Source organism: Arenimonas sp., assembly GCF_036275555.1.
Taxonomy (GTDB): Bacteria; Pseudomonadota; Gammaproteobacteria; order Xanthomonadales; family Xanthomonadaceae; genus Arenimonas.
The window spans coordinates 24,403-48,589 of record NZ_DASUDO010000028.1 but is presented as its reverse complement, the minus strand read 5'-3'; the positions used below and the strand labels follow the sequence as shown (position 1 = coordinate 48,589).

The window sequence follows — 24,187 nt, the reverse complement described above, 5'->3', positions numbered from 1 at the left end:
ACAGAATGAGCCTCCCCCGCGACGACGGCCACGTCCACCTGGCCGACTACGTCCCGCCCGCCTGGCGCATCCGCCACGCCGACCTCGCCTTCGACCTCGACCCGGACGCCACCGAGGTGCACGCCCGGCTGTCGCTGGCGCCGGATCCGGACCAGCCCCGCCAGCCGCTGGTGCTCGATGGCGAGGCGCTGACCTTGCTCGCGATCGCCGTGGACGGCCGGCCGCTGCCCGCCGACCGCTATGCCTACGACGGCAACACGCTGCGCATCGAAGGCCTGGCCGGCGCCTGCGAACTCGAGACGCGCGTGCGCGTGCACCCGGCCGGCAACACCCGGCTAGAGGGGCTGTACCAGAGCGGCCGCCTGCTGCTGACCCAGTGCGAGGCCGAGGGCTTCCGCCGCATCACCTTCTTCACCGACCGCCCGGACGTGATGCCGCGCTGGCGCATCACCCTGCGCGCCGCGCGCGAGCGGTTCCCGGTGCTGCTGGCCAACGGCAACCCGGTCGCGCGCCGCGAACTCGATGACGGGCGCCACGAATCGACCTGGGAAAACCCGCACCCGACGCCCTGCTACCTGTTCGCCATCGCCGCCGGCGACCTCGATCGCGTCACGCACTCGGTGCGCACCGCCGAGGGCCGCGAGGTCGAGCTCAACGTCTGGGCCGAGCCCGCCGACGTCGCCCGCTGCGCCTACGCGCTCGGCGCGGTCGAGCGCAGCCTGCGCTGGGACGAGCGCCGCTTCGGCCGCGGCTACGACCTCGACGTGTTCAACGTGGTCGCCGCCCAGGACTTCACCATGGGCGCGATGGAGAACAAGGGCCTGAACATCTTCAACGCCCGCTACATCCTGGCCGACGAGGCCACGGCCACCGACGCCGACTTCCTCGCCATCGAATCGGTGGTCGCGCACGAGTACCTGCACAACTGGTCCGGCAACCGCGTCACGCTGCGCGACTGGTTCCAGCTCTCGCTCAAGGAGGGCCTGACGGTGTTCCGCGACAGCGAGTTCAGCGCCGACCTGCACTCGCGCGCGATCAAGCGCATCGAGGCGGTGCGGGTGCTGCGCGGCCGCCAGTTCGCCGAGGATTCGGGCGCGCTGGCGCACCCGGTGCGGCCCGACCGCTACCGCGAGATCAGCAACTTCTACACGCTGACCATCTACGAGAAAGGCGCCGAGGTCATCCGCCTGCTGCACACGCTGCTGGGCGAGGACGTGTTCCGCGCCGGCATGGACCGCTATTTCGCCGACAACGACGGCCGCGCGGCGACGATCGAGGATTTCCTGGCCGCGCACGCCGCCGCCAGCGGCCGCGACCTCACGCAGTTCGCGCTTTGGTATTCGCAGGCGGGCACGCCGGAGCTGGCCATCACCGAGCACTTCGATACCGCCACCGGCGACTACACGCTCACCGTCGACCAGCACGTGCCGCCCACGCCGGGCCAGCCGGTGAAGCAGCCCATGCTGGTGCCGCTGCGGCTGGCGCTTTATGCCGACGACGGCACGGCCATCACCGCTGCGCCGGAAACCGACGCGGCGCGCAACGGCGACCTCGTCGAGCTGGTGGCCGCGCGCCACGTGCTGCGCTGGCGCGGCCTCGCCGGCAAGCCTCTGGCCACCTTCAACCAGGGCTTCGCGGCGCCGGTGAAGATCGCGTTTTCGCAGTCGCCGGCCGATCTCGCGCGCAGCGTGCGCGTCGAGCGCGACGAGGTTTACCGCTGGGACGGCCTGCAGCAGCTGGCGACGCGGGCGATCCTGCAGCATGACGTGCTGGCGGCCGATGCCCTGGAGGCCGCACTGCAGGACCTGCTCACCGATCCCGCTGCCGACCCCGCCTTCGTCGCCGAATGCCTGGCGCTGCCGGACTTCGACACCTTGGCCGATGCCATGGACCCGGTGGATCCGGAGGCGCTGCTGGATGCGCGCGATGCGCTGCTGGACCGGCTGTCGCGCGCGCTGGCCGCGCCGCTGCAGGCGCGCTACGACGCCATGGAAGCGGCGGCCGCGCAGGGCCTCGATGGCCCCGCGATGGCGGCGCGTGCGCTGCGCAATGCCTGCCTGGGCTGGCTTACCCGCGTGGACCCGGCGGCGGTGCTGGCGCAGCGGCAGTTCGACCGCGCGCGCAACATGACCGAGCGCGGCGCCGCCCTGCGCTGCCTGCTGCACTTCGACGCACCGGGCGCCGCGGCCGCGCTGGCGGCGTTCCGTGGCCAGTTCGCCCACGATCCGCTGGTGACCGACAAGTGGATCGGCTGGCTTGCGACCCGCCCGCACGCCTCGGCCACGCAAGCGGTCACCGAACTGCTGGCATCGGAATGGTGGAAGCCCGCCAACCCCAACCGCGTGCGCGCGGTGCTCGGCAGCTTCCAGCGCGGCAACCCGCGCGCCTTCCATCGCGCCGATGGTGAAGGCTTCCGGCTGGTGGCCGGCCAGTTGCCCGGCCTGGACGCGACCAACCCGCAGGTCGCTGCCCGGCTGTTGGGCGGCTTCGAAGGCTGGCGTCGCCTGCACCCGCCGCTTCGTGCCGTCGCCAGGGCGACCCTGGCGGGGCTCGAGGGCCAGCTGCACTCGCCCGACTGCCGGGACCTGCTGGCGCGGCTGCTGGTGGATTAAGCGGCATCCGGCGGCCCCGGGTCGCCGGTTTTCCCGTCTGCAGGTTCATGAGAGAGCCGACCCGGGCCGGCCCTGCCCACTGACGAGGAGTCCGCATGAACCGTACGCCCCTGGCACTGGCCGCCGCGCTTTGCCTGCTGCACGCCGCCGCCGCGGCCCAGGCGCCATCCGGCGACGAATCGTTGCGCGAGAGCCTGGCACGGCAAATCGTCGACAAATGGTCGGGTCACGTTGACCGCCACTTCGCCATCGGCGTGGACACATGGGCGGCCGAAATGGCGCCCGCGTTCGCTGACGCCACGCCCGGGGAGCTGCAGGCGGCCGCCGGTGCCCGCAGCTTCGGGGACATGAATCGCATCCTGCTGGGCGAGTCCCCGCGCGACGCCACCGAGGCGCTTGGCGACGCGGCGGCCGACCTCGTGTTCGTGCCGGTCGCGCCTTGCCGCATCCTGGACACGCGACTCGCCGGTGGCCCCATAGCCGCGAATTCGGCGCGCGACTTCGACATCTCCACCGTCATCAGCTACGCCTACCAGGGGGGCGAGGACGGCGATTGTGGCGTGGGCCTGGCGGGCAGCTTCGCCGCCGCGGTGATCAACTTCACCGTGGTCGCGCCCGGCGCCGCGGGCTACCTGACGGCCTACCCCCGCGGTGCGGCTCGGCCCCTGGCCGCCAGCCTGAATTATGCCGCGGGCCAGGTCGTGGGCAACGAAGTCATCGTCAAGCTCGAGCAAGGGTATTCGATCAACGACATCACGGTTTACAGCTTCGCGCAGACGCACGTGGTGGGCGACGTGGTGGGTTATTTCGCCGCGCCGCGCGCCACGGCGCTGCAGTGCCAGGAGAAGACTGCCACCACGGCCAGCATCCTGGCGGGCACGTCGGGAGCGGTTTCGACGCCCGCCTGCGATGCCGGCTACACCATCACCGGCGGCGGCTGCTCCAGCTCGAGCTTCGATGGCCGCTTGGTGACGACCAGGACCCTGGCCAGCACTCATTTCTGCGCTTTCCGCAACGAGGGCGCCGGCACGATGGAAGGGATCGCCTACTCCCGCTGCTGCCGGATCCCGGGGCGCTGAGCCGGGGCTCGACCAGGCCGCGATAACGGCAGCCCGGGTGTCAACCGGCCAGCGAAAAAGAGCCATTGACGTGGCTGGCGGGAGGCATTTTTCACGTTCCTAGGAATGGATCCGTTGGCCAAGGGCCGGCGGACCGCTCGCATCCCTGGGAGATCCACCATGAAACTCAATCGCTCCGCACTGGTCCTGGCGCTCGCCGGGACACTGGCGGCGTCGGCTGCGATGGCCGGCGAAGCCGAAGACCGCGCCGCCCTGAGCCGCCAGCTGCTCGACCGCTGGAGTGGCCACGTGGAAGAGGCGCACAAACAGCCCGGCGGCCAGTGGGCGCAGGAAATGGCGCCGCTGCTCGAGGTCGTGCCGATGGACGACCTGCGCGATGCCGCCGCGGCGTCCAGCTTCGACGACATGAACTCGGCCCTGTTGGCCAAGGCCGCGCCCGAGGGCGACGGCGGTTCGACCCAGGCCTTCGGTGATGTGGATACCGACCTGCTGTTCGTCCCGGTCACCCCGTGCCGCCTGTTCGACACCCGCGTCGCGGGTGGCGCGATCGCGGCCAATACCTCCCGCGGCTTCGACGTCACGGCGGTCTCCGACTACACCTTCCAGGGCGGCAACGCCTCGAACTGCGGTGTCGGCAACCAGGGTTCATTCGCGGCGGCGGTCATCAACTTCACCGTCGTCACGCCTTCGGCGGCCGGCTACATCACCGCCTTCCCGTTCGGCGCCCCGCAGCCGCTGGCGGCCACGGTCAATTACGCCGCCGGCGACGTCCGCGGCAACGTGGCCACGGTGAAGCTGGACCAGGGCGCCTCGGCCAACGAGATCAGCATCTATACCTTCGCCCAGACGCACGTCGTCGGCGACATCATCGGCTACTTCCGCAACCCGTCGCTTCCTCAGACCGAATGCATCGTCACGGCCACCACCGATACGCCGGTCGCCGCGGGCGGGACCGCCAACTCCGTGGCCCCGGTGTGCGCGGCGGGCTACGCGCAGTCGTCCACCAATTGCGAATCGAGCAGTTGGGACATGGCGATCGTGTACTTCAAGTCGGGCACGTGCTCGGCACGCAACAGCGGCGCGTCGGCCGCCACCTTGCGTTCCAGCCGCACCTGCTGCCGCACGACCATCCCCTGAGCCCTTGCGGCGCGCTCGCGTCCCCGCTTGATGAACGCGTCGATACGCCGACGTCTCGCTCGAAGCGTTGCGCGCCGCAGCCGATCCTTTTTTAGCCCCTGGAGGCAACACGCATGAAGGTTCGTTCTTTCGTACTGTTCCTGGCGCTCGCCGCGTCCCTCTGCGCTTCGGACGCGACGGCCGGTGACGCCGACGAACGCAAGCGCCTCAGCCGGCAGCTGGTGGAGCGCTGGAGCCCTCATGTCGAGGAGGCCCACGAGCAGCCGGGCGCCCAGTGGTCGGGTGAAATGGCGCCGCTGCTGCAGGCCGTGCCGATGGCGCAGCTGCGCGCAGCCGCGGCCTCGTCGAGCTTCGAGGGCATGAACGATGCGCTGTTGGGCAAGGCCACGCCCGAAGGCGACGGCGGATCGACGCAGGGCTTCGGCGATATCGACACCGACCTGCTGTACGTGCCCGTGACGCCCTGCCGGATACTGGACACCCGCGTCGCCGGCGGCCAGATCCTTGCCAACAGCGCCCGCGGCTTCGATGTCACCTCGGTCTCCAGCTACGCCGGGCAGGGTGGCTCCGGAACGAACTGTGGCGTCGGTGACCAGGGCTCCTTTGCGGCGGCCGTGATCAACTTCACCGTGGTGAATCCGAGTGCGGCCGGATTCATCACGGCCTATCCGGTCGGGGTATCGCAGCCCATGGCTTCCACGCTCAACTACGCCCCCGGCAGCGTCGTCGGCAACCTGGCGGTGGTCCGGCTCGACCAGGGTATCCCGGCGAACGAGATGTCGGTGTACACCTTTGCCCAGACCCACTTGGTGGCGGACATCGTCGGATATTTCCGCAATGCATCCCAACCGGTGACGGAATGCGTGAACACGGCGTTCACCATCATCAACGTGGACCCGGGTGCTGGCGGCAATGCCTTCGGACCCAACTGCCCGGCGGGCTACACCGAGACCTCGACTCGTTGCCAGACCGGCAGCTTCGACATGCCGCTGGTGTACATGGACTCGGGTACATGTTCGGCCAGGAACAACAGCAGCGCCGTCCGGGAGCTGCGCGCCGGCCGAACCTGCTGCCGCGTGACCATCCCCTGAGCCGGCGCGGCACGGTTCGCGCCTCCGCTCCCTAAAGGTGGGGACCGACGCAGGCCTTCGCGCCTGCGCCGATTCCTTTCCGGAGGGCGTCGAGGCCTGGTCGGCCGAGATGGCCCCGGCCTTCGCCGAGGCTTCGCGGGAAGAACTCGCCGCCGCCGCTGCCGCCACCACGTTCGAGGACATGAACACGCGGCTGCCGGGCCTGCCGCCGCGCGGCGGCTGCACTTCGAACAGCTACGCGACGCGCCTGGTGTCATTCGAGGCCGAGGAAGCGTGTGGCGAGACTTTTTCTCGGCCAGTGGCCTGAACTCGACGTGCGGCTTCGGCGAAGTGTGTCACCCTTGCGCGCGGCACGCTTGGTGCCAGTTGGTGAAAGGACGGCAATGCGATTTCGAGCGATCTCCCTGGCCGCCGCGCTTGCATGCGCCGCTGCTGCTGTTACTGCCGCCAGCGGCGTGCCGGAGGCCACGCCATCCCGTGAGGAACTCACGAGCCGCATCGTGGCCAAGTGGTCGGGCTACGTGGGCCAGACCTACGCTATTGGCGCGCATGCATGGGCGGTCGAAATGGCGCCTGCCTTCGCCGAAGCCTCGCTGGAGGAGTTGCGCGCTGCGGCCGGCGCCTCCGACTTCGACGACATGAGCACCTTCCTGCTCGGCGCCAAGCCGCGCAGCGGCATCCAGGGACTCGGCAACCAGGACCAGGAGCTGTCGTATTACCCCGTCACGCCCTGCCGGTTGTTCGATACCCGTCTGGCGGGTGGCCCGATCGAAGCCGAGTCAGTGCGCCACTTCAACATCACCATCGCGTCCGATTACTCCGTCCAAGGTGGCGCCGCCAACCCCTGCGGCATCGGCACCGAGGGAAACTTCGCGGCGGCGGTCATCAACCTGACCGTGGTCATGCCTTCCGCTCCCGGCTACATCACTGCCTACCCGTTCAACGCCGCCCAGCCACTGGCGTCCAGCCTCAATTACGACACCGGCGACATCGTCGGCAACGAGGTCATGGTCAAGTTGGACCGCAGCGCGGGGCCGCAGGACCTGAGCGTTTACAGCTTTGCCCGGACCCATCTGGTCGGCGATGTGGTCGGTTATTTCTCGGCGCCTCGGGTCACTGCGCTGGAATGCGAGACGCTGAGCGCCTTGCCCGTGAACATGCCGTTGGGGCAGGTAGTGACTTCGACGAGCCCGGTGTGCGGCGCGGGGTTCACCATCACGGGCGGTGGCTGCAGCATGTCGGCCATGACTGGCCGACTGATCACCAGCCGCACGGGCAACACCAGCCACTTCTGTTCTTTTTGGAACGAAGACACCCGGTCCGTCCAAGGGTTCGCGTCGGCTCGTTGCTGTCGCATCCCGGGCGGCTGATCGCCCGCGGCCCGGGCCTCAGCGCCCGGGCCGCTGTCCCATCAAGCTGGCCAGCGCCGAACCCACGACCACCAGCACGGCGCCGGCGTAGCCGGCGACACCGACCTGTTCGGGTGCCAGGCTGCCCGGCCAGATCGCCTGCGTCGCCGCCACCGCGCCCAGGCAGAGCAGGGGCGTGGTGGCGAGGATGGCCGAGACGCGCGAGGCTTCCCAGTGCGCCAGCGCTTCGGCGAAGGCGCCGTAGGCCACCAGCGTGTTCAGCGCGCAATACAGCAGCAGCGCCCAGTGCAGCCCGTCGAGCTGCAGCAGCGTGGCCGGGCGCGCCAGCGGCAGCAGCACCACGCTGGCGACGACATAGATGAAGAGCAGCATCGCCGGCGACGACAGCCGCAGCAGCAGCTGCTTCTGCAGCAATGCGTAGCCGGCCCAGACCACCGCGGCCAGCACCACCAGCGCCGAGCCGAACAGGTAGCCGGCGCTGCCGCCATCGAGCTGGTCGCGGAAGAACAGGCCGAGGCCGCCCACGATCGTGGCCAGGCCCAGCCACTGCCAGCCGTTGAAGCGTTCGCGGAAGACGAAGATGCCGCCCAGCGCCATCAGCAGCGGCGCCAGCTGGATCAGCAGCTGCGCGTTGGCGGGCGAGGTCTGCTGCACGCCCAGCAGGTAGAAGACGTAGTTGCCGATCAGGAGCAGCGCGGCCGCCAGCAGCATGCCCCAGCGCTTGCGGTCGAGCGTGGCGAAGCCGCCCAGGCCGCGCCGCGCCGCGAGCCACGCGAACATGAGTACGGCCGCCAGCAGGAAGCGGAACCAGGTGAGCGTGTAGGGATCGACCTGCTCGAGCGTGATCTTCAGCGCCACCGGCAGCGTGGCCCAGCACGCGGCCGTCACCAGCGCCAGCAGCAGCCCCAAGCGCCATCGTCCCGAAGCCTGGTGCAGCGACATGTGGGTGGGTCCCGTGGGCGTGAAGGCGGCGAACAGTAGCATGCGGGGAAGGGCCGGCAGGGTTAAGCACGGATTCACCGCCCGGCGCCGAGACTGGCCCGACTTCCGGGGGGAACGCCATATGTCGCGCCGCAACCTTTTGCTCGCCGTGCTGCTCGGGCTCGGACTCACCGGCTGCGTCAGCTACGGCGAGTACTATCCCGCCCGGGACCGCTACTACCAGGACGGCGGCTACTACTACCCGGCCGACGACGGGTACGGCGACTACTACGAAGCGCCGGATTATTACTACGACGATCCCTACGGTTACTCGTCGTGGAGCTGGGATCGCTACGCCTGCATCAGCTGGTACGGCTGCTCGCCGTTCTGGAGCCGCCACTACCGGCCGTCGTATTCGGGCTGGAGCATCGGCATCGGCAGCTACTGGGGCTTCGGCAGCAGTTACGGCTATGGCGGCTACTGGTCGCCTTGGTACGACCCGTATTACTACCGCCCGCACTATCCGCGCCCGCGTCCGGACCACGGCGGGCGCCCGGTGCCGCCGCCGGGTCTGCCACCTGGCCCGCCGCCCGGCCCGCCGCCGGGTTCATCCGGGGGCGATGATCCGGGCACGGTGCGGCCGACGCCGATGCCGCGCCCCGATTTCCCGCGCAACCGCATCGGCAACCCCGTCATCGTCGACCCCGAGGGTCGTCCGGGCCGCCCGGGCGGCAGCAACCCGCCGCCTGTCCGCGGGGAGGGCGAAGCGCGGCCGATGCCGCGTCCGGATTTCCGCGAGTCCTCGCGCAAGAACCCGGGCGACCGGGAGGTGGGTCGGCCGTCGCCGGTTCGCACCGAGCCGCGCTGGTCGGAGCCGGCGCCGCGCCCGGAGTACCGCGAGCCGCCGCGTCCGGAGTACCGGGAGTCGCCCCGTCCGGAGTACCGCGAGTCGCCGCGACCCGAGTACCGCGAGTCGCCGCGCCCGGAGCCGGAGTACCGCCGCTTGCCGTCGCCGCGCGAGGAGCCGGCGTATGCGCCGCGCCCGCGCCCGGCGCCGGACATGCGCCCGGCGCAGCGCGAGATGCCGCAGATGCGTCCGGCCCCGCGCCCGGAGCCGCGAGAGATGTATCGGCCTGCGCCGTCGCCGGCCTACCGCCCGGAGCCAGCGGCCCGTCCGGACCCGCCGGCGCCGCGCGAGCGGCCGGCCCCGCCGGAAACGAGAAGTTCGTCACAAAACGAAGGACGCGTCGACGAACAATAGGATTTTCGGCCCCGGTGACGTTGCACCGACCGACTGGCCGGCGCATCCTGTGGCCGCTGACTGACCCGGAGCGTCACATGGTGACGCTCATGCATGCCCCCGCATCGCCTGTTCGGCGCCCGGCACCAGGTCCCCTGGATTCCCCCTGTTCCAAGACCCGCCGGGCGCCGACTTTCTTCCAGGACCGCGAAATCGCGTCCTTCTTTCAAAACCGCAAAAAAAAAGGGTCGGGAACTCCCCCCCGGGAGTTCCCGACCCTGGCATCCCTGTCGCGCGCCTGACCAGCCCCTGTTCAGTCTGGTCGACGCCCCCCGGCGTTGGCCGCGGCAGGTGCCATTGGGATTAAGCAGGAAGCGTGCCAACCCTGTCGTGTGCAGGTTGGCACGGCCCGCGGGATAATCCGCGCCCCACTCGCGGCCCGGACCGCGGACCCTCGGAAAAGCGGATGCACAGCTACGACGTCATCGTCATCGGCGGCGGACACGCGGGCACCGAAGCCGCCCTGGCTTCGGCCCGCGTCGGCGCGCGCACGCTGCTGCTCACCCACAGCCTCGAGACGGTGGGCCAGATGAGCTGCAATCCGGCCATCGGCGGCATCGGCAAGGGCCATCTGGTCCGTGAGATCGACGCGCTGGGTGGGGCGATGGCCCGCGCCGCAGACCTCGCCGGCATCCAGTGGCGCACCCTCAACGCCAGCAAGGGCCCGGCCGTGCGCGCCACCCGCGCCCAGGCCGACCGCGTGCTGTACCGGCAGGCGATCCGCAGCCTCGTCGAGAACCAGCCCAACCTCTCGCTGTTCCAGCAGGCCGTCGACGACCTGGTGATCGAAGGCGACCGCGTCACCGGCGTGATCACCCAGAGCGGCCTGCGCTTTGATGCGCGCGCGGTGGTGCTGACCGCCGGCACCTTCCTGGCCGGCCGCATCCACGTCGGGCTGGTGAACTACCCCGGCGGCCGCGCCGGCGACCCGCCCGCCACCACGCTGGCGCAGCGCCTGCGCGAGCGCCCGTTCGCGGTGGACCGGCTCAAGACCGGTACGCCGCCGCGCATCGACGGCCGCAGCATCGATTACACCGGCCTGGCCGAGCAGCCGGGCGATACGCCGGTGCCGGTGTTCTCCTTCCTCGGCAGCGCCGCCGACCACCCGCGCCAGGTCAGCTGCTGGATCACGCACACCTCCGAACGCACGCACGAGATCATCCGCGGCGGGCTCGACCAGTCGCCGATGTACGCCGGCGTGATCGAAGGCGTGGGCCCGCGCTATTGCCCCAGCATCGAAGACAAGGTCGTCCGCTTCGCCGACAAGGCCTCGCACCAGGTGTTCATCGAGCCCGAGGGCCTGGACACGCACGAGGTCTATCCCAACGGCATCTCCACGTCCTTGCCGTACGAAGTGCAGGTGGCGCTGGTGCGCTCGATCAAGGGCTTCGAGAACGCGCACATCACGCGCCCGGGCTATGCCATCGAGTACGACTACTTCGACCCGCGCGGGCTGAAGGCCTCGCTCGAGACCAAGCTCGTCGACGGCCTGTTCTTCGCCGGCCAGATCAACGGCACCACCGGCTACGAGGAGGCCGCGGCGCAGGGCCTGTTGGCCGGGCTCAACGCCGCGCGCCAGGTGCAGGGCCGCGAGGCCTGGTCGCCGCGCCGCGACCAGGCTTACCTCGGCGTGCTGGTGGACGACCTGGTGACGCACGGCACCACCGAGCCCTATCGCATGTTCACCAGCCGCGCCGAGTACCGGCTGCAGTTGCGCGAGGACAACGCCGACGCGCGCCTGACGCCGGTCGGGCGCGAGCTCGGCGTGGTGGACGAGGCGCGCTGGGCGGCGTTCTCGCGCAAGGCCGAGGCGGTCGAACGCGAGCGCGCGCGCCTGCAGGCGGTGTGGGCCACGCCCGGCGGTACGCTGGCCCGCGAGCTGGCCGACGCCACCGGCGTCACCCTGAGCCGCGAGTGCACCGCGCTCGACCTGATGAAGCGGCCCGAGCTGGACTACGCCGCCATCGCCGCGCTGCCTTCGCTGGCGCCCGGCGTCGATGACGCCGCCGTGGCCGAACAGGTCGAGATCGGCGTGAAGTACGCGGGCTACCTCGAGCGCCAGCACGACGAGATCGCCCGCAGCCGCCGCAACGAGGACACGAAGCTGCCGGAAGGTTTCGACTACGCCGGCATCCCCGGCCTCTCGGCTGAACTGCAGGCGAAGCTCGCCGCCGTGCGCCCGGAAACCATCGGCCAGGCCCAGCGCATCCCCGGCATGACGCCGGCCGCGATTTCCCTGCTGCTGGTTTGCCTGGCCAAGCGCCGCGGTCGCCGCGTGGCCTGATCCACGATGCCGGTCCGCTCGCACCCGCTGCACCGGCAGTGGCTGGCCCGCCGTCGCCGGCTGCGGCGCTGGCTGCGGCCGCTGCCCCGGCGCGCAAACGTCGCGCGCTATCCGGTCATCAAGTGGTTCGCGGCCGCCGCGCGCAAGCGGCCCTACCTGTGGTCGTTCAAGCGCGCGCAGGTGATGCCCTCGCTCTACGTCGGCGCGGTGCTCGCGCTGATGCCGGTGTACGGCCTACAGGTGGCGATCGGCCTGGCGCTGGCGATCCTGGTGCGCGGCAACCTCACGGTGATGATCGCGCTGCAGATGATCACCAACCCGCTCACGCTCGGCCCGATCTACCTCGGTACGCATGCGCTGGGGCAGTGGCTGATCGCGCTCACCGGCTACGGCGAAGGCGTCGGCGAGATCGGCACGCGCGTCAATGCGCTGGTGGTGGGTGGCCTGGTGGCGGGGCTGGGGCTGGCCGTGGTGCTGGACGTGGGCTGGCGACTGCTCGCCTGGGAAGCCCGCCATTTCAGCGCGCAGCTGCGCGCGCTGCACCGCCTGCATGCGCCGGCGGACCCACCGCCGCCCGCGGAGAAGTGACAGGCGGCGCCGGCTTGACTAGATTGCCGGCATGAAAATCCTGTTCGCCCTGCTGCTCGCCCCCGGCCTCGCCGCGGCCGCCTCCGTCTCGCCCTGGTCGCTGCCCGCGCCGGCCGGCGCGTCGCAGCCGAACCTGTCGGTGGCGCCCGGCGGCGACTTGCTGCTGAGCTGGATCGAGCGCCGCCCCGGGGGCGGCCATCGCCTGCGCTTTGCGCGCAGCACCGGCGCAGCGGCGTGGTCGCCGGTGCGCACCATCGCGCAAGGCGACGACTGGTTCGTCAATTGGGCCGATTTCCCCGCGCTGCAGGCCTTGCCCGACGGCAGCCTGTGGGCGCATACGCTGGTCAAGAATGGCACCGCCACCTACGCCTACGACGTGCGCCTGCAGGTGTCAAGCGACGGTGGCGGGACCTGGCGCTCCCTCGGCGCGGTGCACGACGACGGCACGCCGACCGAGCACGGCTTTGCCACGCTTTGGCCGCAGTCGAAGGACGAAGTCGGCATCGCCTGGCTCGACGGCCGGCACAGCGCCGGTGGCCACGGGGGCGGACACGACGGGCACGGTGGCGCGATGACGCTGCGCAGCGCCCGCTTCGGCGCCGACGGCGGCAAGCGCGGCGAGTCCGAAGTGGACGCCATGACCTGCGACTGCTGCCAGACCGACACTGCGATCGGCGCGCGCGGCGTGCTGCTGGCCTACCGCGATCGCGCCGAGGGCGAGATCCGCGACATCCGCGTCAGCCGCTTCGACGGCAAGGCCTGGACGGGGCCGGTGCGCGTGCACGCCGACCAGTGGTTCATGCCGGCCTGCCCGGTCAACGGTCCGGCCATCGCCGCCCGCGGCAACGACGCCTGGGTGGCCTGGTACACCGGCGCCGGCGCCGCGCCCTCGGTGCGGCTGGCGCGCTCGACCGACGGCGGCGACACCTTCGGCGGCATGCGCGAAGTGGCGGTGGGCGAGGCCCAGCAGGGCCGCGTGGACCTGGCGGCCGACGCCGGCGGCGTCTGGATGAGCTGGGTGCAGGAAACCGGCGGCCGGCAATCGCTGTGGGTGGCCCGCTTCAGCCCCGCGCTCGAGGCCGAGCATTTCCGGGCCAAGGTCGCCGACGTCACCGGCCGCGGCCGGGGCACCGGTTTCCCCCGGATGCAGCTGCGCGATGGCCAGGCCTGGCTGGCCTGGACCGAGGTCGTGGACGGCCAGCCCCGCCTGCGCGGCGCCCGTGTCCAACCCTGAACGGGAACGGCCCGACTGTACCTAGTGGTACGGATTCAGGCTTTGGATTAAGGTGCAGCGACGCCTCCGGCCAACCGGGGGCGGAGGCAGCGGCTCAAGGGGAGGGAGTGCAGCCGGCGCATGCGCCGCGCGGCACCTTGAGGAGACCCTGGGCGCGTGGTCACGCACTTAACTACAGTCCGACAGGAGTTTCCCATGCCCCGTTTCCATCGTTTGGCCGGCGCCGTTGCGCTCGCGCTCGGTTGCGCCGGCGCCGCCCAGGCGCAGAATTTCACTGGCTTCTTCGTGTTCGGCGACAGCCTGAGCGACGCCGGCAATGTCGCCGCCATCTCGGGCCTGCCGCCCGGCAACAGCTTCACCACCAATCCGGATCCGGTCGCCGCTGAAATCATTGCCCGCTACTTCGGCCTGCCCTCCACCAACTCGCTGGCTGGCGGCCCGAACTTCGCCTGGGGCGGCGCCTGCGTCACCGCGACCGGTCCCTGCCTGAACGCGGTCCCGCGCATCCCGACCCAGATCACGCAGTACCTCACCGCCACCGGCGGTCGCGCCGATCCGAACGCGCTGTACAGCGTCTGGGGCGGCGCCAACGACATCTTCGCCTCGCTGGGCAACCCGGCCACCGCGCAGGCCAACACGGTCGCCGCGGCCACGTCGTACGTGCAGCAGATCGGTCGCCTCCAGGCCGCCGGCGCGCGCTACATCGTGGTCTACAACCTGCCCAACCTCGGCGCCACGCCGCAGTTCGGCGCCAGCCCGACCACCGCGTCGTCGGTGTCGCAGATCACCGTGGTCTACAACTCGGCGCTCAACACCGGCCTGGCTTCGCTGGGCGACGGCATCATCGCCATCAACACCTTCGGCCTGATCGCCGAGATCGTCGCCAACCCGGGCCTGTACGGCTTCACCAACGTCACCGGCGTCGCCTGCACCGGCTCGTCCGTGGCCTGCGGTCCGTCGGGCTCGGGCCTGCCGGCGACGTACGCGCCGGGCACCAACGACACCTACCTGTTCGCCGACGGCGTGCACCCGACCGGCGCCGCGCACCGCATCCTGGCCAACGTGGTGCTGTCCACCATCGCCGCGCCGATCCAGGTGTCCTACGCCGGTGAAGGCGGCCTGCAGGCCGCCGCCGACCACGGCCGCGCCATCAACGACGAGCTGATGTCGGACTTCCAGCTCAACCGCGAGGTGGGCTCGGTCCGCGGCTTCGCGACCGTGAACTTCGGCCAGCATGAGTACGAGGACAACGCCAGCACCAACATCCTCGGCGGCGACGCCGATGCGCTGTCGCTGACCCTGGGCGCCAACCACCGCATCAGCGACAACGCCTACTGGGGCGTGGGCATCACGCTCGGCAACCACGACAACAGCGTCGCCAGCGCCGACATCGACAGCAACTCGGTGATCGGCTCGATCGGCGGCGCGCTGCGCTTCGGTGGCGGCGGTTACGTGCACGGTAGCGTCAGCGGCGGCAGCACCGACGTCGAGATCTCGCGCTTCATCGAGATGGGCGCCACGGTCCGCGAGGAATCCGGCACCACCAACGCCAGCCAGTACGGCGCGGAGCTGGGCCTGGGCTGGCTGTTCGGTTCGGCCGAGGGCCTGCAGCACGGTCCGTTCATCGGCGCGCAGTGGGTGCAGCAGACCGTCGACGGTTACGCCGAGAGCAGCGGTTCGGCCACCTCGATGAACTTCTCCGAGTTCGACCGCGATTCGCTGGTCACGCGCGTCGGCTACCAGCTGATGGGCAACCTCGGCGACAGCGAGCGTGCGATCCGTCCGTTCGCGCGCGTGGCGTTCAACGAGGAAGGCGAGGACGACCAGGTCCGCGTGAACGCGGGCTCCAACTCGATGCCGGGCCGCTTCACCCTCGGCGGCTTCACGCCGTCGCAGGACTGGATCAGCGCCGACGTCGGCGTGCAGTTCATGGTCGGCGAGTCCACCACGGCCTACCTCTCCTACAACGGCCGCTTCGCGGACGACCTGCAGGACCGCAACACCTTCGGCCTGGGCCTGCGCACCACGTTCTGATCCCAGACACCTCGCACCACCCGAAAGGCCGCCTCCGGGCGGCCTTTCTTTTTCGCGCGTGCACCTTGTGCACGAATAGCCGCACGCCTTGGCTTCCGCGCAGCGCCGCCGCCCACAGACATAGGTCTGCGGCCCGACTCAGGAGCGTCATCCTGACCACTGATGTCGGCCGTTCCGGCCTCCTGCCTCCACTTCCGCAGACCTATGTCTGTGTGCGACGTCGCCCCGGAAGTAGGTCGCACACCGGATGGAGATCAAGTGCAAATGCGCCAGCAACAGCAATGGCGCTTCGCGGCGACCGGCTTGCCGCGGTCGCGGCGGGTGCGTGGCCCGCTTTTCGCTTCTGACTTTGGTCCGGTGTGCGGCAATCCCTATCGTTGCAGGGCGGCGCTGCTGGGGCGTTCTGGTGTGCGGCGGCACGTGCCCAAGGTGCACGCGCCGGGACTGAAGTTCCTCGCGCAGCGGGTGGCGGCCTTAGCGTTCCAGGCGCCAGTTGAGGGAGGCGGCGTTTTCGTTGCCGGATTCGATGCTGACGTCGAAGCCGCGGGTGAGCAGGTATTTGAGCGTGACCACCTGGCCGGTGCCGATCAGCGAGACGCCGTAGCTCAGGAACAGGCGCGGCGAGACGTATTTGCCGACGGTGAAGGTGGCGCCGCCGAGGTTGCGCGAATCGGTGACGCCGGCTTCGTCCAGGCCCAGCTGCGCGCCGATCTGCTGCGCCACCAGGTTGCCGCCGGCGCCCAGCGCCATCGCGGCGGCGTTGAGCTGCTGGCCCTCGTTGCCGGTGGTGGTGCTGAGCGGGCGGCCGAAGACCAGCCACGACAGCGCCTCGCTGGTGTCCATCGCCGGGTTCGACACCACCGTGGTCTGCGGGCGGCGCGCGGTGCCGCGCACCTGCACGCCGACGGTGACGCGGTCGAAGTCGCGTTCGGCGCGTATGTCGAGCGTGGGGTTGTCGTACGGCGAGTTGGCGAAGCCCAGTCGGGCGCGCTGGATCTGCAGCGACTGGCCGTAGGCGCGGTAGCCGCCGCTGACGTCGAGCGTGCCGGTGGCGGTGGCGGGGCGGCCGGGGCGTTCGCGCAGCGCCAGCGAGCCGCGCATGCGGCCGTCGAGGCCGAAGCCCTTCAGGCGCACGTCGTCGCCCAGGGCCACGGTGAAGCGCATGTCCAGCGGCGTCCGGCGCTCGCGCGGCCCGTCGATCGGGTCGAGCACGACCACGTCGTCGGACACGGTGGCGCTGCTGTCGAGCGCCTCCAGGTCCATGCGCGCCTCGGGCACGTCCATGCGTCCGCGCAGCTCGAGCTGCTTGTCCTGCAGGCGCAGCGTGAGGTCGGGGCTGGCGATGACGTAAAACTCGGCGGTGCTGGCCAGCGTGACGCGCTCGCCCTGCAGCACCAGCTGCAGCGGCGCGGCGCGGTCGCGGAAGTTCAGGCTGCCGTCGAAGCGCAGCAGGCCCTCGCCGGAGCGCAGGCTGCCGTCCAGGCGCGCGCTGCCGTCGACGTCGCCGACCAGGGTGAACTCGCCGTCCGCCAGCTTCAGGCCCAGGCCCGGCAGTTCCGCCGCGAAGCCACCGAGGCGTGCCTGGCCGGAAATCTCCGGCGCATCGCGCCGGCCCGCGAGCGCCAGCCGGCCCTGCAGGCGACCGACCGGGGAAGCAAGGTCGGGCGAGAACAGCTCGAGCCAGGCGAGGTCGCGCACGTCGAGTACCAGCTGGCCGTTCATCGTGGCGCTTGCATCGAGGCCGCTGCGCAGCGTGGCCGTGACGCGACCGTCGTCGGCCAGCGTGGCCTCGAGGCGGGCGTCGAGCTGGTTGCCTTCGAGCGTGGCCTGCAGCGACAGCGCGGTGTAGCCGAACACTTCGCGTTGCGCCTGCGGGCTCAGGCGCAGGCTGCCGCGCTCGGAATCCACGCGCGCTTCGCCGCGCCAGCGGCCGTCACGGCCGCGCTGGCCGTTCGCGCGCAGGTCGAGCGTGCCGTCGGCGAACAGCGGCAGCGCGTCGTCCTGCGGCAGCCAGGGCTGGGCGAGGGCAAGCGGTAGCGCCTCGCCCTCGAGGTCGAAGCGATCGCCGGTGGCGCTGGCGCAGAGCCGGCCGCCGGCGTCGGCGACCAGGCAGCTGCGCGCCAGGCGAACGCCGGCCGGACCGTAGCGCAGGTCGGCGCCGCCCTGCAGCGACAGCTTGGGGCCGGGTTTTGGCGTCAGTTCAAGCTGGTCCACCTGCGCGCGCCATTCGGAACCCGCGCGCGTGATGTCTCCGGCGAGCGCGACGTCGCCATCGGGCCCGGCCGCGCGGGCGTCGAGCGCGAACGCGGCCTGGCTGCCGCGGGCGTGCAGGTGCAGCGTGTCGGCGACCAGGTTGGCGAGGCCGAAGCCCGCGACCTGCAGCTTCAGGTCGCCGCCGGTGCCGCGCGCGGGCAGGCGGCCCGACAGCGACATGGTGTCGGCGGTGGCGCCGCTCCAAGCCAGGTCGCGGCCCGCGAGTTCGGCGTCGATGTCGGGTGCCGCCGCGGGACCGCGCACCGACAGCGTGCCTTCGATCCGGCCGCGGCCGTCCGCCACCAGGTCGGCCAGCTGCAGCGGGGCGAAGCGCGCCTGCAGGTCGTAGCGATCGCCGAAGCCGCCGCGCGCGTCGATCTGGCTGTCGCCGATGCGCAGCGCGGCCTCGAGTTCGCCGCGCTGGCCGTTCCAGTCGGCGCGCACGCGGCCGCCCAGCGCGCGACCGCGCAGCTGGCCCGCGAGGCCATCGAGGGAGGCGCGGCCCTGCCAGGCGCCGTCGTCGGACTGCGTGGCGTCGAGCACCAGCTGGCCGCTTACCGCGCCCGGATAATCGGGCAGGAAATAGCCGGGATCGAAACCGGCGAGCGCGGCGTCGAGCTGCACCGCCAGGCCGGGTGACCACGCGACCTGGCCGCTGCCGTCGAGCCGGCCGCCGGGCGTGCGCACCCGCAGCGTGTCCAGCGCGAGCTGCCGCGCGTCGCCGCGACCGGCCAGCGTGACCTCGGCCTGTTCGCCGGCGCGCACCAGCGTCACGTCACCGGCGATCTCCCAGGCTTCGAAGCGACCACGGGCGGTGACCGCACCGGAAACTTCCACCGGCACGGCGTCGGCCGCGGTGCTGGTCGGCAGCTGGCGCCAGCGCTCGGTGGCCAGCCGCAGGTCGAAGCGCGGCGATTCGCCCTCGACCTCGAGCTCGCCGGTCACCACCACTTCGCCATTCTCGTGCACCACGCGCAGTGGATCCGCCTGCAGGCGACCGTCGGCGAGCGTCAGTTTCGACGGAAGCACGTCGAGCGCGAGTTCGCCCTGCGCGAACCGGCCTTCGACCTCGGCCACGCCGCCTTCGCCGCGCGCGTCGAGCTTGAACGCCACCGCGTCGCCGTCGCCCAGCCCGAGCCGCGCCGGCAGCAGGCCGGCCGATTCCGCCGACAGCGTCCAGGCCGGCGCCGCGCCGCCGCCGTCCTCGAACGCCAGCGACAGCGAGGTGCGTTCGGGCAGCGTGCCCGCGGCCTCGAGCGCAAAGCGGTCGAGGTCGCCCTCGCCGTCGAACGCCAGGCTCGCGGCGGGCAGCGCGTCGGTCGCCGGCAAGTCGAGCCGGCCTTTCAACTGCGTGCGGAAATTCCGGTCGGGCAGGTATTCGCCCGCCAGCGTCAGCCGTCCGCCCGCGTGCGTGGCCTCGAGCGCCCCGACCCGAAGGCCGCCGTCCACCAGGCGCAGGTCGCTGCCCTCGGCGCGCGCCAGCGTCCACGGCGCGGACTCGCCCTGGCGCAGCACGAAGCCATCGATCGTGAAGCGGCGGGCGCGCAGGTCCAGCGGCACCGCCAGCCGCGGCAATACCTCCGGCCACTCCGGCAGCGCGAAGGGCGCGTCATCCTCGTGCGCGAGGATCAGTTCGGCGCCATCGACCTCCAGCGCCTCGAGCTGCAGCCGCCGGCCCAGCACCGGCAGCACGCGCGCGTCGAGCAGTACCCGGCGCGCCCGGAATTCCAGGCCCTCCTGCCGGTACACCACGTCATGCAGCACCAGCGGCCCGGACACCGTGCCCTCGGCGCGCGAATACTGCAGCGCATCGGGCGGCAGCGCGCGCAGCACCCGGCCCAGCAGTTCATCGCGGCCGCCGCCGGTGGCCAGCAGCCAGAACACCAGCACGCCGGCCGCCAGCACCAGCAGCACGCCGCCCCCGCCCACGCGCCGGCCCCAGCGCCGGGCGGAGGAGCGCGGCGGTCGCGGCGCCGCCGTCACAGGTCCGGCCCGATGTTGAGGTGCAGCCGCACCGACTGCTGCGCCGCGTCGCCAAAGCCGTGTGCCACGTCCAGCCGCACCGGCCCCACGGGCGAGCGCCAGCGCAGGCCGACGCCGGCGCCGATCTCCCAGTCGTAGGCGTTGAAGTCGTCGAAGGCATCGCCCGCGTCCACGAACACGGCCGCGCCCCAGGTGCGGTTGAACATCCGCTCCACCTCGGCGCTCACCACCATCAGGTGCTTGCCGCCGAACACCAGGCGTCGGCCGTCCGCGCCCTCGAAGTACTGGCCGATCTCCTGGTAGCCGTAGCCACGCACGCTGCGGTCGCCGCCGGCGTAGAAGCGCAGCGACGGCGGGAAATCGGCGAAGTCGTCGCTGACCGTGGTGCCGGCCTCGGCGCGCAGCAGCACGCGGTTGCGGCGGCCGAAGCTGCGCACCATCCGGCCTTCCGCGCGCAGCTGCAGGAAGTCGATGTCCGAACCCAGCGCGGTGCTGCCGGCGCGCAGCTCGAGTTCAAGCGACTGCGCGCTGCGCGGGTAGAGCGCGTTCTCCCGGTCGCCCCACTTTGCCCACAGCGAGGGATAGACCAGGCTGCTGTAGCTGCGGTTCTCGCCGGTCAGCGAGTCATCGAAGCGCTCGCGGCGGTAGTTCAAGCCGGCCACCAGCTCCCAGTTGCCGATCCGTCCGCTGCGGCTGCCCACCAGTTCGATCAGCTCGCTGTCGATGAAGTCGAAGGGCTCCTCGCGCACGCTGGCGGCCACCGTGTACCAGCCGTCGAGCCAGGCGAAGGCCGGGATGCGGTACTGCACCGTGAGGTCGTTGCGGCGCTCGGCCAGGCTGACCTGGCTGCGCAGCTTGTGGCCGCGGTTGTTCACCCAGCGCCGCTCGAGCCCGGCGGTGACGCCGGCGCCGGTGTCGGTGCCGTAGCGCACGCCGGCCGAATAGACGCTGCGCTTGGCCGGCGCCAGCGCCACTTCCACCGGCACGGTGAGGTCGTCGCCTTCTGCCGGCTCGGGCTGGATGTCGATGGCGCTGAAGTAGTCGAGCTCGGCCAGCGAGGCCTGCAGCGCCAGCAGCTCCGACTGCTGGTAGGGATCGCCGGGCTCCCACGGCACCAGGTTCTCCAGCAGCCCCGGTCGGAACTGATGTCCCTCGAAGCGCGCCTCGCCGAAGCGGTGGCGCTCGCCGCTGCGCCAGGCCAGGGTGATGTCGGCGCTGCGCTGGGCGCGGCTGACTTCGACGCGGTGGGTCTCGAGCACGGCGTCGAAATAGCCGCGCGCCGCGAGCCCGGCGTCGATCTGCGCCTTGCCGGCTTCGTACACGCCGTGGTCGAAGGGCTGGCCTTCGCGCGGGCGCAGCCGCTGCAGCCGCCGCAGGATCGCCCGGTCCTCGCCGGCCGGGCCGTCGATGCGCACGTCGCGCTGGCGCACGCGCACCGGCTCGCCCGGATCCACCTGCACGACCACGGTGACCGCGTCACCCTCCCGCACGAGCTCGGTGACGACCTTGGGGTCGTAATGGCCGAAGGGCTCCAGCGCCTGCCGGGTCTCGCGCGGAACCTGGCGCAGCAGGTAGGACAGCCGGCTTTCGCTCAGCGACTTGCGGCGGTTGGGGTTGAGCCGCTGCAGCGACAGCGCGTCGTCCACGTTGTCGCGCATCTCCTCGTCGGCCAGCCCGCGCACCTCGACCGCGCGCAGCTCCAGCGCCGAACCGGGAGCGGGCAGCAGCAGGGCGCAGGCAAGCAGGGCGGGCGGCAGGAGCGGGGGGAGGCGGCGCGCGTTTGGCATGTGGGCCAAGAATACCCGCAGGCTGTGTTCGTGCTTCGCGAGGAACGGCTTGCGTTCCGCTTTAGATGCAAATAAGATTGATTCGCATTAGCTAGCCGCAACGGCCAAGCCAGCCTCATTTCCGCAGGAACCCCATCGATGTCCACCCCGACCCCGTCGGCCGGCCGCGTGCCGGCGCCGCGCCTCGTTTCGCTTGCCATCGCCTCGGTGCTGGCCACCGCCGCTCCCCTGGCCCTGGCCGCCGCCGCCGCCGGGGACCCGGGCAGCGAGACCCCGGCCCTGCCCGACGGTGCCGACGGCGCCACCCGGCTCGACGGCGTCGAGGTCACCGGCGAGCGACTGGAGAAGGCCGCGTCGCCCAAGTACACGGAGGCCCTGGTCGATACCCCGCAGACCCTCACCGTCGTGGACAAGGCGACGATGGACCAGCAGGGCCTGGTCACCCTGCGTGAAATCCTGACCACGCTGCCCGGCATCACCTTCGGGGCCGGCGAGGGCGGGGGCGGCTACGGCGACAGCATCACCCTGCGCGGCTTCAGCGCCAACGCCGACCTGACCGTGGACGGCGTGCGCGACAGCGCCCAGTACACGCGCTCGGACAACTTCAACCTCGAGTCGCTGGAGCTGGTGAACGGCGCCAACTCGGTGTATTCCGGCGCGGGTTCGGTCGGCGGCAACATCAACCTGGTCAGCAAGGTGGCGAGACTGGAGGACGCCAGCGCGTTCTCCGCGGGCGCGGGCACCGACGGCTACGGCCGGCTGACCGCCGACAGCAACCACCGGCTCGGCGAGGGCAGCGCGCTGCGCCTGAACGCGATGGTCCACCAAAACGACGTGCCGGGCCGCGACTTCGAGCGCTTCGAGCGCTGGGGCTTCGCGCCCTCGCTGGGCCTTGGCCTCGACTCCGGCACGCGGCTGATGCTCAGCGCGCTGGTGCAGCGCGACGACAACATCCCGCAGTACGGCGTGCCCTATTTCCCGGCCTACGGCGGCCTGCTCCCCGGCGCCGACCGCGAGGGCTACTACGGCTACCACAACGTCGACCGCCAGGAGATCGCCAACGACACCGTGACGGCGGTGCTTGAGCATGACCTCAGCGACGACATCGGGCTGCGAAGCCTCGCCCGCTACCAGCGGGTCGACCAGACCACCGTGGTGAACGCGGTGCAGGGCACCTGGTGCCTGGACAGCGGCATCAACCCGGCCACCGGTGCCGCCTGCCCGGATCCCGGCACGTACCAGCCCAGCGGGCCGCGCGGCCTGCTGCGCGACACCGGCAATCGCCTGTTCGCCAGCCAGACCGACCTGACCGCGCGCTTCGACACGGGCGCCGTCACGCATGCCCTGGTCGCCGGCGTGGCCTTCACCCGCGAAACCTTCGAGCTCGACACCGGCAACGTGCTGCGCAACGCCGACGGCAGCCCGGCGACGCTGCCGGTGATGGACCTCGGCGCACCCGACTCGCGCTGGACCGGCCCGGTGAACTACGTGCGTACCGGCAAGTCGTCCGGCACGCTGGACAACCGGGCGATCTACGTCTTCGACACGCTCGGCTTCGGCGAGCGCTGGCGGCTGAACCTGGGCGCCCGCTACGAGCGCAACGAAGGCGCCAACCACAGCTGGACGGTGAAGACCTATTCCGCCGCCGCGGGCGCCGACAACACCGGGCTGGGTGCGTTGGTCGCGCGGGGTCCCGACTTCCGCAATGACGAGGACCTGTTCTCCTGGCGCGCCGGCGTCGTCTACAAGCCGGCGGAGAACGGCAGCGTGTACCTGAGCTACGCCAACAGCAACACGCCCTCGAAGGCCTCGGTGAGCGCCGCCTGCACCGCCGCCACCTGCGGCGTGGATCCGGAGGAGGCACGCAACCTCGAGCTGGGCACCAAGTGGGACGTGCTCGGCGGCCGGCTGGCGCTGAGCGCGGCGGTGTTCCGGAACGAGCGCACCAACTACCGCGTGGCCGACTTCGACCCCGCCAACCCGACCGGCGAGCAGCAGCTCGATGGCCAGGCGCGCGTGGACGGCGTGTCGCTGGGCATCGCCGGCGAACTCACTGACAAGTGGTCGGTGTTCGCCAACGCCACCCTGCTCGACAGCGAAGTGCTGCAGTCGGTGTCCGACTACTGCCTGGCCAACCCCGGCCTCAACGGCTGCCCCAACACGCCCGCCGACCCGGACCCGCAGCGCGGCCAGCGCATCATCAACACGCCCGAGAAATCAGCGAGCGCCTGGACGACCTACGCCTTCGCGCCCGACTGGTCGGTGGGCTACGGCATCACCTACCAGGGCGGCTTCGACGCCGGCCGCATCGCCAGACTGCCGGACGTCAAGAGCCACACCACGCACCGCGCGATGCTGTCGTGGGCGGTGAACGACACCCTGGCGCTGCAGCTCAACGCCAACAACCTCTTCGACAAGCCGTACTTCACCCGCGTGCGCAACAACGGCTGGGCCACGCCCGGCGAAGCGCGCTCGCTGGTGCTGACCGCCCACCTCGCCTTCTGATCCATCCAC

At 71.3% G+C, this 24,187-nt stretch carries 15 protein-coding genes; 12 read left to right on the top strand and 3 right to left on the bottom strand.

Going from position 1 to position 24,187, the window contains the following annotated elements; genetic code table 11:
- Nucleotides 1-5 precede the first annotated feature (5 nt).
- The 6 genes from pepN (at nt 6) to VFV21_RS07365 (ending at nt 7,289) form a co-directional block, all read left to right on the top strand.
- Entirely contained in the window at nt 6-2,612 is a 2,607-nt protein-coding gene (pepN, locus tag VFV21_RS07390; RefSeq protein ID WP_329668789.1) for an aminopeptidase N, read from the top strand.
- Between the two features lie 95 nt (nt 2,613-2,707).
- Nucleotides 2,708-3,691, top strand: a complete 984-nt coding sequence (locus VFV21_RS07385) for a hypothetical protein (RefSeq protein ID WP_329668788.1) — start codon at nt 2,708-2,710, stop codon at nt 3,689-3,691.
- Nucleotides 3,692-3,850: 159 nt separating this feature from the next.
- Nucleotides 3,851-4,828 carry a hypothetical protein gene (locus VFV21_RS07380; RefSeq protein ID WP_329668787.1) on the top strand — a complete coding sequence of 326 codons (978 nt, stop codon included), beginning with the start codon at nt 3,851-3,853 and terminating at the stop codon, nt 4,826-4,828.
- 113 nt (nt 4,829-4,941) lie between these two features.
- Entirely contained in the window at nt 4,942-5,919 is a 978-nt protein-coding gene (locus VFV21_RS07375) for a hypothetical protein (RefSeq protein WP_329668786.1), read from the top strand.
- 37 nt (nt 5,920-5,956) lie between these two features.
- Nucleotides 5,957-6,226 carry a hypothetical protein gene (locus VFV21_RS07370; protein ID WP_329668785.1) on the top strand — a complete coding sequence of 90 codons (270 nt, stop codon included), beginning with the start codon at nt 5,957-5,959 and terminating at the stop codon, nt 6,224-6,226.
- A 76-nt stretch (nt 6,227-6,302) separates the two neighbouring features.
- Nucleotides 6,303-7,289, top strand: a complete 987-nt coding sequence (locus VFV21_RS07365; protein WP_329668784.1) for a hypothetical protein — start codon at nt 6,303-6,305, stop codon at nt 7,287-7,289.
- Between the two features lie 18 nt (nt 7,290-7,307).
- Here the strand turns inward: VFV21_RS07365 and VFV21_RS07360 are convergent, their stop codons facing one another.
- Nucleotides 7,308-8,273, bottom strand: coding sequence for a DMT family transporter (locus VFV21_RS07360; protein WP_329668783.1), 966 nt, complete (start codon nt 8,271-8,273; stop codon nt 7,308-7,310).
- 79 nt (nt 8,274-8,352) lie between these two features.
- On the opposite strand from VFV21_RS07360, the gene VFV21_RS07355 reads away from it, so the two are divergent.
- From VFV21_RS07355 to VFV21_RS07335, 5 genes are all read left to right on the top strand, one after another.
- Nucleotides 8,353-9,471, top strand: a complete 1,119-nt coding sequence (locus VFV21_RS07355) for a hypothetical protein (RefSeq protein WP_329668782.1) — start codon at nt 8,353-8,355, stop codon at nt 9,469-9,471.
- A 445-nt stretch (nt 9,472-9,916) separates the two neighbouring features.
- Nucleotides 9,917-11,794 carry a tRNA uridine-5-carboxymethylaminomethyl(34) synthesis enzyme MnmG gene (gene mnmG / locus VFV21_RS07350; RefSeq protein ID WP_329668781.1) on the top strand — a complete coding sequence of 626 codons (1,878 nt, stop codon included), beginning with the start codon at nt 9,917-9,919 and terminating at the stop codon, nt 11,792-11,794.
- A 6-nt stretch (nt 11,795-11,800) separates the two neighbouring features.
- Nucleotides 11,801-12,382 carry a DUF2062 domain-containing protein gene (locus tag VFV21_RS07345; RefSeq protein WP_329668780.1) on the top strand — a complete coding sequence of 194 codons (582 nt, stop codon included), beginning with the start codon at nt 11,801-11,803 and terminating at the stop codon, nt 12,380-12,382.
- A gap of 31 nt (nt 12,383-12,413) precedes the next feature.
- Complete coding sequence (locus tag VFV21_RS07340; RefSeq protein ID WP_329668779.1) at nt 12,414-13,616, top strand: sialidase family protein; 1,203 nt, start codon at nt 12,414-12,416, stop codon at nt 13,614-13,616.
- Nucleotides 13,617-13,811: 195 nt separating this feature from the next.
- Complete coding sequence (locus VFV21_RS07335) at nt 13,812-15,650, top strand: autotransporter domain-containing protein (protein WP_329668778.1); 1,839 nt, start codon at nt 13,812-13,814, stop codon at nt 15,648-15,650.
- A gap of 474 nt (nt 15,651-16,124) precedes the next feature.
- Here the strand turns inward: VFV21_RS07335 and VFV21_RS07330 are convergent, their stop codons facing one another.
- Together VFV21_RS07330 and VFV21_RS07325 are read right to left on the bottom strand one after the other, a co-directional pair.
- Nucleotides 16,125-19,832, bottom strand: coding sequence for a translocation/assembly module TamB domain-containing protein (locus VFV21_RS07330; RefSeq protein ID WP_329668777.1), 3,708 nt, complete (start codon nt 19,830-19,832; stop codon nt 16,125-16,127).
- Nucleotides 19,833-19,882: 50 nt separating this feature from the next.
- Nucleotides 19,883-21,673: an autotransporter assembly complex family protein gene (locus VFV21_RS07325; protein WP_329668776.1), complete on the bottom strand. Its 1,791-nt coding sequence runs from the start codon at nt 21,671-21,673 to the stop codon at nt 19,883-19,885.
- A gap of 138 nt (nt 21,674-21,811) precedes the next feature.
- Here VFV21_RS07325 and VFV21_RS07320 point away from each other — a divergent pair, with 138 nt between their 5' ends.
- Nucleotides 21,812-24,178: a TonB-dependent receptor gene (locus tag VFV21_RS07320; protein ID WP_329668775.1), complete on the top strand. Its 2,367-nt coding sequence runs from the start codon at nt 21,812-21,814 to the stop codon at nt 24,176-24,178.
- The last annotated feature ends 9 nt before the right edge of the window (nt 24,179-24,187 follow it).